This is a genomic window from Thauera sp. AutoDN2 (assembly GCF_051280715.1).
GTDB lineage: Bacteria > Pseudomonadota > Gammaproteobacteria > Burkholderiales > Rhodocyclaceae > Thauera.
In genome coordinates this window covers 38,970-52,788 of the sequence record NZ_JBNCAR010000027.1, presented here as the reverse complement: position 1 = coordinate 52,788, position 13,819 = coordinate 38,970, and the positions used below count along the sequence as shown (strand labels likewise).

10 protein-coding genes are annotated in these 13,819 nt (G+C 59.2%); all 10 read left to right on the top strand.

The window, feature by feature from the left end:
• The first annotated feature begins 194 nt into the window (after window positions 1-194).
• The 10 genes from ACPT9U_RS13680 to ACPT9U_RS13635 all read left to right on the top strand — a co-directional run bounded on the left by ACPT9U_RS13680 (window position 195) and on the right by ACPT9U_RS13635 (window position 13,750).
• Entirely contained in the window at window positions 195-416 is a 222-nt protein-coding gene (locus ACPT9U_RS13680; RefSeq protein WP_086248010.1) for a helix-turn-helix transcriptional regulator, read from the top strand.
• Window positions 413-1,330 (top strand): hypothetical protein, encoded by a 918-nt coding sequence (locus ACPT9U_RS13675; RefSeq protein WP_086248009.1) that lies wholly within the window; start codon window positions 413-415, stop codon window positions 1,328-1,330. The genes ACPT9U_RS13680 and ACPT9U_RS13675 overlap by 4 nt, the downstream gene beginning before the upstream one ends.
• Entirely contained in the window at window positions 1,314-2,375 is a 1,062-nt protein-coding gene (locus ACPT9U_RS13670; RefSeq protein ID WP_435751333.1) for a hypothetical protein, read from the top strand. The genes ACPT9U_RS13675 and ACPT9U_RS13670 overlap by 17 nt, the downstream gene beginning before the upstream one ends.
• A 66-nt stretch (window positions 2,376-2,441) precedes the next feature.
• Complete coding sequence (locus ACPT9U_RS13665; protein ID WP_086248007.1) at window positions 2,442-2,630, top strand: hypothetical protein; 189 nt, start codon at window positions 2,442-2,444, stop codon at window positions 2,628-2,630.
• 2 nt (window positions 2,631-2,632) lie between these two features.
• Window positions 2,633-5,179: a DEAD/DEAH box helicase family protein gene (locus tag ACPT9U_RS13660; protein WP_435751332.1), complete on the top strand. Its 2,547-nt coding sequence runs from the start codon at window positions 2,633-2,635 to the stop codon at window positions 5,177-5,179.
• Window positions 5,180-5,224: 45 nt separating this feature from the next.
• Window positions 5,225-7,156: an N-6 DNA methylase gene (locus ACPT9U_RS13655; protein ID WP_279643218.1), complete on the top strand. Its 1,932-nt coding sequence runs from the start codon at window positions 5,225-5,227 to the stop codon at window positions 7,154-7,156.
• A 2-nt stretch (window positions 7,157-7,158) separates the two neighbouring features.
• Complete coding sequence (locus ACPT9U_RS13650; RefSeq protein WP_086248004.1) at window positions 7,159-7,875, top strand: hypothetical protein; 717 nt, start codon at window positions 7,159-7,161, stop codon at window positions 7,873-7,875.
• Between the two features lie 22 nt (window positions 7,876-7,897).
• On the top strand, window positions 7,898-10,744 hold the full coding sequence (locus ACPT9U_RS13645; protein ID WP_435751331.1) for a TrlF family AAA-like ATPase: 2,847 nt from the start codon (window positions 7,898-7,900) through the stop codon (window positions 10,742-10,744).
• A 1-nt stretch (window position 10,745) separates the two neighbouring features.
• Window positions 10,746-12,014: an ATP-binding protein gene (locus ACPT9U_RS13640; protein ID WP_435751330.1), complete on the top strand. Its 1,269-nt coding sequence runs from the start codon at window positions 10,746-10,748 to the stop codon at window positions 12,012-12,014.
• 23 nt (window positions 12,015-12,037) lie between these two features.
• On the top strand, window positions 12,038-13,750 hold the full coding sequence (locus ACPT9U_RS13635; RefSeq protein WP_011806699.1) for a GmrSD restriction endonuclease domain-containing protein: 1,713 nt from the start codon (window positions 12,038-12,040) through the stop codon (window positions 13,748-13,750).
• Window positions 13,751-13,819 lie beyond the last annotated feature (69 nt).

Below are 13,819 nucleotides of genomic sequence, written 5' to 3'. Positions count from 1 at the left end.
TCAGCGAACCCAAGCGCACCCCTCAAAGCCGCTGATCATGACCATCAATCAGCGAGATCATGTCGTTGGACTGCTTGATCATGAAGAATGGAATCTGCAAGAATAGGGAGTGCAGGTGACAACCGTGCTCCCTGACTTCATAACCAGATCTTTTGCATGATCCCTTCGTGTTTCAACACGTTAAGAGGAACAGCATGCAAATCATCAAGACGCAGGATGTCTGCACGAAGATCCAGGTCAGCCGGACAACCCTCTGGCGACTTTGCCAGACTGAAGATTTTCCGAAGCCAGTTCGGCTAGGCCCTGGCGGCCGTTCGATTGGCTTTTTTGCCCACGAGATCGACGCGTGGCTTGAGACCCAGGCGGCGGAGCGTGAGCACGCCGTTTGTCTGGCTCACCAGAGGGCGAAGTCATGAGCCGCATCCGCGTTGACGACTCCGCCGAATACTGGTGGTCTCTGCCTTGCAGCCTGTTACGCGACTCCCGGTTGAGCTATGAAGCCCGAGGCGTGGCTTGCCACTTGCTCTCGCTAGGCCGTAACTGGCAGTTGCGCGCTGTCGCACTGCCGCGCGTGCTGCACGATCAGTCGCGAGCGAAAGGCCATCTTGGGCGAGACCTTTGCCGCCGCATCCTGCGCGAGCTTGAAGATGCCGGCTACCTGGCACGGAGGAAATTCCAGGACGAGGAAGGGCTTTGGCGATGGGAGTCCGTGTTGACTCCCGTTTCACAAAAAGTGTCACAGACATCCATGGCCTGCTTGGCCGGCGACGGAGAAACCGTGGACGGCACATCCGTCGCCGGTGAGGGCGGTGATATATGTGTAGGTGAATACAAGGAAGAAGTAGTAGTAAAAAATATAAAACCACTACTACAGACAGGGGCTGTGGATAACTCTCCGAAAACGGGAGAGGCTTCCGCGCCCTTGGACTTGTCGCACCCTTCTCTTCTGCCCTACCTGCGCGTCATAAGCGACGTAACCCGCCGCTTCGGGCCCTCGCTCACGGCAGAACAAATACAACTTGCCGCTGACGAATTGGCTGGCGTGCTATCGGCGGCCGGCAGTGGCAAGCATGTGGGCATCCGCTCCGTCCGCTCATGGTTGCTGGCCGTGATGAATAGCGCTGTCGCGGGGGAATTCATCCCTGAGTTCGCGCCGAATATCGCCCGCTGGCGAAAGAACCGACAGGAGGCGATGGAGGCAGCGCAGTCGCGCGCTCCTGTACAACAGTCAGAAGCCGAGCGTCAAAAGACAAAGGCTGAACGCATAAAGGCCATCGCCGATTTGAAAGCGATGCTCGACAGGGCCGGAAGCAATGATCGACGCGGATGAGATGGTTGCGCTCATTGAGAGTTGCCGGCGCGAGATGCAAGCCATGCTTCCTGTCGATGAATTTGCCAGCTTGAGCAGCAAGACCAGGCAAGACTATCGCCAGCTTGGCCGCACGCTGCTACAGCGTGCTCGCTACGCCGAAGGTGGTGTGGCCGAAGTCATGACGGCCACCCAGCGTCCGACAACCTTCTACAAACGCGTCGCAGCGTTTCGCTACTGCCTGTACGCCGATCTTGTCGAGCAGCTGAAAAGCCTGCATTCCGCGCTCTCTGCTCGGCCTGCGGACAGGTTGCAAGTAATGGCCATCCAGGCCCAATTGCAACAACAGCGTGCATTTCTGCGCGAGTTCGAGACAGCCCGACAAAGCGGCTCTGCCGGTGAGCGCCGTAAGCGTGCCAGCAAGCGGCAAGCCCTGCGCGGCCTCCCCGGAGACTGGCGCGAGCAACTGTATCAGCGCGCTGCAAAAGGCAAGTATGCCGATGCAATTCTGGTCGCCGCGCTGACCGGCTGCCGCCCGGAAGAACTGCGGCGCGGCGTGCTCATTCGCCGGGTGGACAATCCGCGCAGCGGCATGGGCGAGATCAGATTCGAGATCGATGGCGCCAAGGTCAAGGCGCATCAAGGTCAGCCGCACCGCTTGATCGCCTATGGCGCACACGATCCCCATCCATTGCTGGAGGCTCTGCGCATCCGGCTAGCGGGGCGGCGGGAATTGCTCGTTTGCATTGACAGCCCAGTCAACTTCACCGTCGAAGTCCGTCGGCTGGCACGTAGCCTCTGGCCGAAGCACAAACACACTGTCACGGCTTACTGCCTGCGCCACCAATGGGCGGCCGACCTGAAACGACACGCGGCTGCGGACTCAGTCAGCCAGGGGCTGGGACATGCCAGCGCCAAGACACGGCGACACTACGGGCAAGCCAATCAGGCCAGCAGCCGGCATGCACTGCAACCCATCGTCATCGAGGCTGAGCGCCCTGTAAAGCCGACCGCCGCTAAGGTGCCGTGTTATCGAGCAGCCTCAAGCACGGAATCTACGCCCTGACGAGAATCATGGCGAGGTGGAGCAAAATGCAGTACATTTGCGCGACATTACTGACGAGACGCTGCCATGTCACGCCTGAAGGACGAAACCCTATCCATCCGCACCTCCGCTGAGATCAAGCAGCTTTTGCGCTTGGCGGCTGAGCGCGAGCGCCGCTCGGTGGCTTCGATGATCGAAATCCTGGTGCTGGAGTACGCCCGCACGCATGGCCTGAAACCAGACCCTCAAGGTGAGTCAGTAAAGGGAGGGGGCTGAGGATGGCGAATGCCAAGGAGGCGCAAGCGCGCGTCAAAATCAACAAACTGTTGGAATCTGCTGGCTGGCGCTTCTTCGATGAGGCCAAGGGCAAGGCCAACGTAGCCCTGGAGCCCAACGTCAAGCTCAGTCAGGCCCAGATCAATGACCTGGGCGAGAACTTCGAAGCGACTAAGAATGGCTTCGTCGATTTTCTGCTGCTGGACGAAAAGAGCTTCCCGCTGGTGGTACTGGAAGCCAAATCCGAAGACAAGAACCCGCTGGTCGGCAAGGAGCAGGCGCGTAAATACGCAAAGTCACTCGACTGCCGCTTCGTGATCCTCTCGAACGGCAATCTGCACTACTTCTGGGATTTACAGCAGGGCAACCCGCACATCATCACCGCGTTCCCGACTCCGGACTCTCTCAAGAGCTACCGGAAGTTCGAACCTGACCAGAGGCGCCTGATTACCGAAGCCGTCGGACGCGACTACATCGTCCAGACTCAGCTGCCGGGCTACGAGAGGGAAGCGGGTTGGCTCAATGCGGACGAGCGCCCAGCTTTCATCGCCAAGAACAAGCTGCGCTTCCTACGGGACTACCAGAAGAAGGCGCTCAATGCCATCCAGGACGCAGTGGCTGAAGGCTCGACACGCTTCCTGTTCGAAATGGCGACCGGCACCGGCAAGACCCTGACCTCTGCTGCCGTCATCAAGCTGTTTCTTCGCACGGGCAACGCCCGCCGCGTACTGTTCCTGGTGGATCGACTAGAGCTGGAGGATCAAGCAGCAAAGGCGTTCAAGGACTATCTGAAGAACGACTACGCTACAGTCATCTACAAAGAACGCCGTGACGATTGGCGCAAAGCCGAGGTCGTGGTCACCACGGTGCAGTCGCTGCTGTTCAACAACAAGTACAAGCGCCTGTTCTCGCCCACCGACTTCGACTTGGTCATCTCGGACGAAGCCCACCGCTCTATTGGCGGCAATGCCCGAGCCGTCTTCGAGTATTTTGTCGGCTACAAGCTAGGCTTAACCGCAACGCCGCGCGACTATCTCAAGAGCTTTGACGCGAGCAAGCCTACCACCCGCGACCCGCGCGAGCAGGAGCGCCGCCTGCTGTTGGACACCTACCGCACCTTCGGTTGCGAATCCGGACAACCGACCTTCCGTTATTCGCTGCTGGATGGCGTCAAGGATGGCTTCCTGATCAACCCTGTGGTGGTTGATGCACGAACCGACATCACCACCAAGCTGCTATCCGAGCAGGGCTATGCCGTGATGGCCCCCGTCGGTGAAGACGGCCAGCAAGAACAGAGCTTTGTCTCCAAGGACTTCGAGAAGAAGTTTTTCTCCAAGGCGACCAATGAGCTTTTTTGCCAGACCTTCATCAAGAACGGTCTGCGTGATCCAGTGACCGGCGAGTTTGGCAAGGGCCTGGTATTCGCCGTCAGCCAGAACCATGCCGCCAAGCTCACGCAAATCCTGAACGAGCTTGCTGATGTGCTGTGGCCCGGCAAATACCAGTCCGACTTTGCGGTACAAGTTACCTCCAGCGTATCCGATGCCCAGCAATACACCATCAACTTCACCAACAACAACCTGCTGGGTTCGGCCAACTTCAATGCCCTGTACAAGACCAGCAAGGCGCGCGTGTGCGTGACAGTGGGCATGATGACCACCGGGTACGACTGCCCGGACATCTTGAACCTGGCATTGATGCGCCCGGTGTACTCGCCGTCCGATTTCGTGCAGATCAAAGGACGCGGCACGCGCAAGCACAACTTCCTTGAGCAGTTGTTCGATGATGAACTGAAGCCGCTGATCAACGAGCCTGAGAAGGCCCGCTTCAAATTCTTCGACTTCTTCGCCAATTGCGAGTACTTCGAAGAAAAGTTCGACTACGACGAGGTTCTGAAGCTCCCTAACCGAAGTGCTGAGGGTGATGGACAGGGTGGTGAGCCGCCGCCGCCTGCTGGCATATACGAGCACGCAGGCACCGATGCCATGCACCACGTGGCTGAGCAACAGATCGGCTACGAAGGCATGAAGATCGACCGGATGTTCTTCGAGAAATTCGAGGATCAGGTCAAAGCCGACCCGATGCTGCAGCAGCAGGTTGAAAACGAGCAGTGGGAGCAGGCCATTGACTACGTGACCAGCCAGCTGTTCGACAAACCCAACGAGTACTTCAACCTGGAGAAGCTGCGCCGTGCCGCCGGGGTGGATCGACGGCTGAGCCTGAAGGAAATCCTGCAGAAGATTTTCGGCCTGATCCCGTACTTCAAGAGCAAGGATGAGCTGCTGGAGGATGAATTCCAGGAGTTCCTGCTCGCCAACCAGAGCAAGCTGGCCGAAGACCAGGGCATCGCTGTGCTGGCGATGAAGTACTTCTTCAAGGCGTATGCCACTGACGCAGCCCTGCGCGCCATCATCGACGACAAACGCTTCAGCGAGCTGAACGTAAACCCGGCCTTTGGCGTGGGCGACCTGCGCGCCGTGCCGCCCGAGTGGCGCGACGGCATCCCGGAGTACGTCAAAGACTACGTTCCGCTCAACCAATTCATGTAAGTCATTCAAGGCTGCCGTAGGTGGCCGAACGAGAAGAACAACACCATGCTGGATACCGACACTAAACGCCGAATCGACTCCTGCCGCGACATTCTTGTCGGCAAGGTGCCTGACCCCAAGAGTCAGGTCGAGCAGATCACCATCGCGTTGATCTACAAGTTCATGGACGACATGGACGCCCAATCCGAGGAGTTCGGCGGCAAGCGCAGTTTCTTCGTCAATGGCTTCGAGAAATACAGCTGGAGCAAACTGCTGGCGCCCAGCATGGGGGGGCAGGACACGCTGAACCTTTATTCCGAGGCCATTGGCAAGATGACCGAGAACACGCACCTGCCGGCGTTGTTCCGCGACATCTTCAAGAACGCCTACCTGCCTTACCGCGATCCGGAAACGCTAAAGGCATTTTTGAAGGAGATAGATGGCTTCTCCTACGATCATTCGGAGCGACTGGGCGACGCTTTCGAATACCTGCTGTCGGTGCTGGGCAGCCAGGGCGATGCGGGCCAGTTCCGTACGCCGCGACACATCATTGATTTTATCGTCCGGGTCATCAACCCGCAGAAGCACGAGCGCATCCTCGACCCCGCCTGCGGTACGGCAGGCTTTCTGATCTCGGCCTGGAAATACATCCTGGACCAGAACAAAGCGCACAAGCCGGGCGACAAGCTGACACCGGACGAGCGCAACAAGCTGGCTGCCAACATCCATGGTTATGACATTTCACCGGACATGGTGCGTCTGTCGCTGGTGAACCTCTACCTGCATGGCTTCAGTGACCCGCACGTGGACGAATACGACACGCTCACCAGCGAAGATAAGTGGAATGAACACGCGGATGTGATCCTCGCCAATCCGCCATTTATGTCACCGAAGGGCGGCATAAAACCGCACAAGCGTTTTTCCATTCAAGCCACGCGCTCGGAAGTGCTGTTCGTCGATTACATCCATGAGCACCTGAGCCCCAACGGCCGGGCCGGCATCATCGTGCCGGAAGGCATCATTTTCCAGAGCGGCACCGCTTACAAGGCACTGCGCAAGCTGCTGGTACAGAACTCGCTGGTGGCGGTCGTCTCGTTGCCGGCTGGCGTGTTCCAGCCCTACAGCGGCGTCAAGACCTCCATCCTGATTCTGGACAAACGACTGGCCAAGCAGACCGACAAGGTGTTGTTTGTGAAGGTCGGCAACGATGGCTTCGCATTGGGTGCACAGCGTCGCCCTATCGAGCAGAACGATTTACCTCTTGCTGAGAAGAAGTTGAAAAGCTTCTTCGCTGCTCCTGATGCCTTCGAAGGAAACGAGCTGGCGCACTGCGTGAGCAGAGCACAGATCGCAGAAAGCGCCGACTGGAGTTTCAGTGGTGATCGATATCGGCTGGAGGGGGACCAATCAAAGCACTGGCCGATGGTGTCTCTTGGGGATCAAACACTATTTCGAATCGAAAGCGGCGGCACACCAAAATCAGATGAACCGACTTATTGGGGCGGTGGAGTGCCGTGGGCAACGCTCGTAGATCTTCCGCAATCAGACTTCATCACTCAGCTTACTTGCACCGAGCGCACTATCAGCGAAGAAGGATTAAAAAACTCATCAGCCAAGCTGTTGCCGGTCGGCACAGTACTAGTTTCCAGCCGTGCCACGATTGGTCGAGTCGCAATTGCGCGAATTCCAACAGCCACCAATCAAGGCTTCAAGAACATCGTGATTCAGGATCACAGCCGTGTTCTGCCTGAATTCGTGGCATACATGATGAAATTTCTAACGCCGAGGCTGGAGGCACTGGCAACTGGTGGCACCTTCAAGGAGTTTTCTAAGAGTGCACTTTCAAGTATCGAAATTCCAATACCGCCCATCGATGCTCAACGTCAGATCGTTTTGGATATTGAAGGGCATCAACGACGCATTGAAGAGTTAAAACAGGAAATCTCTGAGCGAGAACAAGACATTAAATTGTCCATTAATAAAATCTGGGTGGGCTGAACATGGATGCCGCGCTAGAAATCCACGATTACCTGCCGCTGGCCTATCCATCGGCAGGCGAAGGTGAATACATCCGCTTTGTCTGGGAAGCCTTCGAGAGCAACTATGTGGCGGGCAAGTATCAGTTCGCCATCCTTGCTTTCCATATGCTCTACATGAGCTACGTGTATTTCTCGGTGTGGCAGATCAAGCAGGCCAAGCCGGAAGCCTTCACCCATGCGGTGCTGTTCCAGCAAAAGGAAAAGGAGCTGCTGACCGCCAGCTCGCCCTTTACCTTCAGCGAAGTCAATGAGCGCAGCATCTTCAAATTCCTGCGCTTGGCCGGCTGCGAGAACCAGCACATCGGCAAGTTTCAGAAGCTGGTGGATCAGCGCAATGAGATCGCCCACCCGAACGGCAACATTTTCTTCAGCGATCAGGCAACGGCAGACCAGCGCATCGAAGAAGTCATGCAGCAGATCCGGGGCATTCAGGCTCATATGTCGAGCGTGCTGCGTGCTTGTCTGTTGCAGTTCTTGCGCGACAGCGCCAACCCGGACGAGCGCGAGATCGCTGACAGTGAAGTTCATGTGGAGATGAACTTCCTGCACAAGCACTACCTGTCGCGCAAGGACATCGAGGCCTGTCTTGCCTGTGACCTGAGCGAATTCGACGCCAGCCCGTTCCGGGGCGAAGTTCAGGCGCTGATGCAGGTGCTTCAAACCAAGGCGGAGGAATGATGGCCGCAATCAGGAGAAGAACATGAGCCAACCCTGGCCTTACCCCGGCGCCCGCTGGTGGAAGTTCGATTTCCATACCCACACGCCGGCCTCCAAGGACACCGGGGCATGGCAGGCCGCCATCGGCACGCCCGTTGAGCTGACACCGCAAAAATGGCTGCTCAAGTACATGGCCGCCGGGATCGACTGCGTAGCCGTTACCGATCACAACACCGGCGAGTGGATCGACTCGCTCAAGGCGGCCTATGCGCAGATGAAGCGCGAGGCCGACGCCGGCACGCCACCTGACGGGTTCCGTGAGCTACACCTGTTCCCAGGGGTAGAAATCTCGGTGCAAGGCGGCTTTCATCTGCTCGCAATCTTCGACCCGTCCGCCACCAGTCAGACCATCAGCGATCTGCTGGCAAGGGTGGACTACCAAGGCACGCGCGGCGACAGCGATGGCGTCACCCGCATCGGCGCCGCCCAAGTGGTGGAGCGCATTCTGGCGGCGGGCGGCCTGGCCATTCCGGCACACGTCGAAGGCGACAAGGGGCTGCTACAGGTCGAGCCTGGTACGCGAAAATGCGTGATGGATGCCAACACGGTTAAGGCGGTCTTGCAGGAACCCGGCATCCTGGCGCTGGAGTGGACTGCCTCCTCCAGCCCCGTGCCCATGATTCTGGATGAACTGAAACTGCGATTTGCCAGCGTGGCGGGCAGCGATTGCCACAGCTTCCAAGGTACGGCTGTTCCCGGTTCGCGCTACACCTGGATCAAGATGGCCCGGCCTAGTCTGGAGGGCTTGCGCCTTGCATTGCTCGATGGGCAGGAGGTGTCGGTCAAGCGCAGTGATGAGAGCAACGGCTTTGCGCCGTTCAATACGCCCGAGCATTTCATCGAATCGATTGAAATCCGCGACGCACGTTACATGGGGCGTGGCAGAACGTCTGCCAGCTTGCCGCTCAACCCCTACTTCAATGCTCTGATCGGCGGTCGTGGGACCGGCAAATCGACCGTGGTGCATGCCTTGCGTCTGGCCTATCGCCGTGAGAAGGAGCTGTCGCTCAGCTCGGAAGCCGGGCAGACCTTCAAGCGTTTCAATCAGGTTGCCAGGAGCCGCAATGACGAAGGCGGACTACGGGCGGAAACAAGCCTCTGCGTGCAAGTGCAGCGCGATGGCATGCCCTATCGCCTGATCTGGCGGCAGGACGGCCAGGGCCACGCGGTGGAGGAATGGGACGCCGCTACGGGCAGTTTCAAGCCTTCGGCCAGTCAGGCCGTCACCGAGCAACGCTTTCCGGTGCGCTTGTTCAGCCAGGGGCAGATCGCCGCGCTGGCCGGTGACAGCCAGCAGGCGCTGCTCAAGGTGATTGACGATGCGGCGGGCACGCAATCGCAGCAGGCCGCTTTCGAGGAAGCTAAGCGTGCCTTCCTGGCCGCACGGGCGCAAATGCGCGAGCTGGATGGCAAGCTGCAAGGGCGTGAAGCGTTGACGCTGGCCCTGCAAGATATTCAGCGCAAGCTGGCCCGCTTCGAGGGCGCCGATCATGCCGCTCTGCTGAAAAACTATCAGCGCACCAACCGGCAAAGCCGCGAGCTGGAACGCCAGTTCGACGCCTCCGCCGAACTGGCAACCCGCTTGAAAGCGCTTGCCGACGATCTGTTGGCGGAAGACTTGCCGGAAGGCTTATTCGATACCGCCGAAGACGGTCCAGCACTGAGCATTGTCCAGGCGCTGCACGCCGCCATCGCCAAGGCGCAGCAGGACGTCGAGCGCGCGGCAAACGTGCTGAAGGAGCGAGGGCAAGCCCTGAGAGGTGAACTGGAGGCTTCGCCCTGGTTTGCGCGGATCGACGCGGCCAAGATGGCTTACGAGCAGCTCAAAGCCGACTTGCAGCAACAAGGCGTCAGCGACCCCAGCGAGTACGGTCGTCTGGTGCAAGAAAAGCAGCGCCTGGAAGTCGAGCTGAAGAAGCTGGAAGCCTTGCAGAAGCAGCACACCGAGTTGCGCGAGAAGGCCAAGTCGTTGCTGGAACAGGTGCAATCCGCCCGCCGCGCCATCAGCGCCCAACGGAGCGCATTTCTGCAGGCAACGCTGCAAGGCAATCCCTTTGTGCGCATCGAACTGATCCCTTACAGCCGGGACGCGCAGGGCATCGAGCGCTCCTTGCGGGAGGTGCTTGGGGCCGCAGAAGGCAAGTACGTGGACGACCTGTATCAGGAGCAAGAGGGGGCATCCCCCAAAGGGCTCGTGGCCGATCTGCTGGGCACGGTTGATCTGGTCGAGCAGCCGGGCGTATGGGATACGGCGGCCTTCGAGCAGGCGCTATTGACGCAGAAGAAACGCCTGTCGCAAGCCGGTCGCGGGCAGGCGGAGTTTGGCGGCTGGTTCAATAAATTCCTGAAAGCGGAAGCCGACAAGCGCCCGGAATTCATCGACCACATCCTGTGCTGGTTCCCCGAAGATGGTTTGCAGGTGGAGTACAGCCGCAAAGGTGACGGGCGGGACTTTCAATCCATCGGCCAGGCGTCCGCCGGGCAGCGCGCGGCGGCCATGCTGGCCTTCCTGCTGGCGCACGGCAACGAGCCACTGGTGCTCGACCAGCCAGAAGATGACCTGGATAACCACCTGATCTACGGACTGGTCGTGCAGCAGATCCGCAGCAACAAACTGCGCCGTCAGCTCATCATCGTGACCCACAACCCCAACATCGTGGTCAATGGCGATGCAGAGTTGATCCACGTACTGGACTTCAACCACCAGTGCCATGTGAAGCAAACCGGCTCGTTGCAGGATCAGGCCATGCGCCGCGAAGTCTGCCAAGTGATGGAAGGCGGCGAAGAAGCGTTCGAACGGCGTTACCAACGCCTGGGAAGAGAGGTTTGACATGTTCGACAACATCGCGGACTTGATCGACAAGATTCGCCTGGGAGAGGACTCCTATCTGGAGTTGAAGGAAGTCCGCTTTGCCGGTCAAAAGGTGTCAGCCCCCCATAAAGATTCGCTGGCCGATGAGCTGGCCGCTTTCGCCAACAGCCGGGGTGGTGTGTGCGTGCTCGGCGTGGACGACACCCGTGAAGTGCTCGGTATCCCGCTGGAGCGCTTGGACCTGGTGGAGGATTTCGTCCGGCAGATTTGCCTGGACAGCATCACCCCGCCGCTCGCGCCGGTGATCGAGCGTCTGAGCCTGCCCAGCACGTCAGGCGAGCCCTTGCCAGTATTGAAAGTCGATATCGCAAGCAGCCTGTTCGTGCATAAAAGCCCCGGCGGCTATTTGCACCGCGTGGGCAGCGCCAAGCGTGAAATGGCTCCGGACTATCTGGCGCGTTTGTTCCAGCAACGCAGCCAGGCGCGCATCATCCGCTTCGACGAGCAGCCGGTGCCTGGCGCCACACTCGACGACCTTACAGATGACCTCTGGCAACGTTTTGCCAGTCCTCGCGTGCAAGATACGCGCGAAGTGCTTCTAGACAAACTGGCCATGGCGCGCACCGATGCCGACGGCGCACTTCGGCCGACCATCGCCGGCGTACTGATGGCCAGTGCTGATCCTCGCCGCTGGTTGCCGAATGCCTTCATTCAGGCGGTGGCCTACCGTGGCACCGAGGTGCTGCCGCAAGGCGACACGGCCTATCAGCTCGACGCCCAGGACATCACCGGGCCGCTGGATGCCCAGGTGCTGGCGGCTTGCCACTTCGTCCGCAAGAACATGCAGGTCTATGCCACCAAGGATGAGGGCAGGCACGATCTGCCGCAGTACGACATGACCGCCGTCTTCGAGGCCCTGGTCAATGCCGTTGCACACCGGGATTACTCGATCCATGGCGCCAAAATCCGCCTGCGGATGTTTGCGGACCGGCTGGAGCTGTATTCGCCAGGCGCCATCCCCAACACCATGACGGTGGAGAGCCTTCCCTACCGCCAGGCCGCGCGAAACGAAGCCATCACCAGCCTGCTGGCCAAATGTTCCGTGCCCGAGGCGGACAAAGCGATCACAGGCCGCAGCGCCATGATGGACAAGCGTGGTGAAGGGGTTCAGATCATTCTGGATCAAAGTGAACGGCTGTCCGGCAAGCGGCCGGTTTACAGGCTAGTGGATGACTCCGAGCTGTTGTTGATCATCCCTGCTGCCGAGCCTCCCGCAGCAGTTGAGTGAGATTGAGAGGATAAGGAAGCACCATGGCCAAGGCTGAAGCCAGCGTTGAAGAACTGGTCTCGATGATCGAGCGCGGTGAGCTGCGCTTGCCGGAAATGCAGCGGCAGTATGTCTGGCGCTCCACGCGCGTGCGCGACTTGCTCGACTCTCTGTATCGGGGCTATCCCTCGGGGGCGATTCTGCTGTGGGAAACCGATGAGGCCGTGCCCCTGCAAAGCTTTGCCGTCAGCCAAAGCAATAACCCTTATCAGAGCACCCGCCTGTTGCTCGATGGACAACAGCGTCTGACCTCGTTGTCTGCCGTCATTCGTGGCGAGCCGGTGTCGGTGCGCGGTCGCCGTCGGCCCATCGATTTGCTCTTTAATCTGGAGCATCCCGACCAACTGGCCGTCGTGACCGAAGTGGATGAGAACGGCGATGACGCCGAGGTCGATGAGGAAGGCGAACTGGGCGGCGACGAGGCCGACGCCAGCGAGGACGAACTGCTGACGCGCTTCAACAAAATGACCTTCGTGGTGGCGACCCGGAAGCTGGAGCAGTTGCCGCAGTGGGTGAAGGTATCCGAAGTCTTCAAGACCGACAGCGATGCGCCTTTCCTCAAACGTGCGGGCATCAGTGGCTTTGATGATCCGCGTTACGAGAAATACAGCCAGCGCCTAGCCCGGCTACGTGGCATTCGCAAGTACGTGTATCGCATGGACGTGCTGGAGCGAACACTGTCCTACGACGAGGTCACGGAAATCTTCGTGCGGGTCAACTCGCTGGGTGCCAAGCTGCGCAGCTCCGATCTGGCTCTGGCGCAGATCACGGCCAAATGGCGGCACTCGCTGCAGACCTTCCTGGACTTCCAGAATGCTTGCGCCCAGAACGGTTTCGAGCTGGATCTGGGTTTGCACCTGAAGAATTTGATGGCCTTTGCCACCGGGCAATCCCGTTTTCTGACCGTCGGCAGCCTGACCCTGGACGTACTGCAGCAAGCGTGGAAAGAAGCCTGCGAGGGGATGGAATTTGCCCTCAATTTCGCACGCAGCAATCTGGGTATCGACAGCCCTGCCTTGCTGTCATCGCCCTTCTTACTGGTGGTACTGGCCTACTTTGGACACCGCCGCGACTATGCCCTCAGCACGGAAGAGGCGCAGCAGTTGCGCTACTGGGCCTTGGCCGCCAATGCCAAAGGCCGTTTCTCGCGGGGTTCCAGCGAGACCATTCTGGATCAGGATTTGGCGACCATCCGCAATGGCGGCGGCGTCAATGAACTGATCGACCGGCTGCGTCTGCAGTTCGGCCGTCTTGACATCACGCCGGAAGAGCTGGAGGGGCGCAACCAGCGCAGTGCGCTGTTCAAGACCATGTTCCTGGCATTTCGTGCGGCAGGCGCCAAGGATTGGCGCAGCCACCTTGCCATTGCTCTGGACCACTCGGGCAGTCAGCACCGCTTGCAGTTTCATCACATTTTCCCCAAGGCATTGCTGCGCGGCAGCTACACCCCTCGCGAGGCCGACGACATCGCCAACCTGGCTTTCATCGGCGGCAAAACCAATCGTGCGATCAGCGACAAAGCGCCTGTGACCTACCTGTTGCCGCTGGTGGCGCAGCACGGTGAAACACCATTCGCATCACAGTGCATCCCGGTGGAGGAGGAACTGCTGGCACTGGATCACTACAAGGCGTTCTTGCAAGAGCGCCGCAAACGCATCGCGGCGGCACTGAATGCTTTCATCCATGCGACCGCTTGAGCTGTCAGTGCCACCGTGTTGCCACACTATGACCCACATGTCGCCACAATGCTGCCGCCATGTTCAACA

What these genes read in the sequence shown, in the direction of transcription:
- ACPT9U_RS13680 (WP_086248010.1), top strand. Translation starts at nt 195, where the DNA reads ATGCAAATCATCAAGACGCAGGATGTCTGCACGAAGATCCAGGTCAGC.
- ACPT9U_RS13675 (WP_086248009.1), top strand. Translation starts at nt 413, where the DNA reads ATGAGCCGCATCCGCGTTGACGACTCCGCCGAATACTGGTGGTCTCTG.
- ACPT9U_RS13670 (WP_435751333.1), top strand. Translation starts at nt 1,314, where the DNA reads ATGATCGACGCGGATGAGATGGTTGCGCTCATTGAGAGTTGCCGGCGC.
- ACPT9U_RS13665 (WP_086248007.1), top strand. Translation starts at nt 2,442, where the DNA reads ATGTCACGCCTGAAGGACGAAACCCTATCCATCCGCACCTCCGCTGAG.
- ACPT9U_RS13660 (WP_435751332.1), top strand. Translation starts at nt 2,633, where the DNA reads ATGGCGAATGCCAAGGAGGCGCAAGCGCGCGTCAAAATCAACAAACTG.
- ACPT9U_RS13655 (WP_279643218.1), top strand. Translation starts at nt 5,225, where the DNA reads ATGCTGGATACCGACACTAAACGCCGAATCGACTCCTGCCGCGACATT.
- ACPT9U_RS13650 (WP_086248004.1), top strand. Translation starts at nt 7,159, where the DNA reads ATGGATGCCGCGCTAGAAATCCACGATTACCTGCCGCTGGCCTATCCA.
- ACPT9U_RS13645 (WP_435751331.1), top strand. Translation starts at nt 7,898, where the DNA reads ATGAGCCAACCCTGGCCTTACCCCGGCGCCCGCTGGTGGAAGTTCGAT.
- ACPT9U_RS13640 (WP_435751330.1), top strand. Translation starts at nt 10,746, where the DNA reads ATGTTCGACAACATCGCGGACTTGATCGACAAGATTCGCCTGGGAGAG.
- ACPT9U_RS13635 (WP_011806699.1), top strand. Translation starts at nt 12,038, where the DNA reads ATGGCCAAGGCTGAAGCCAGCGTTGAAGAACTGGTCTCGATGATCGAG.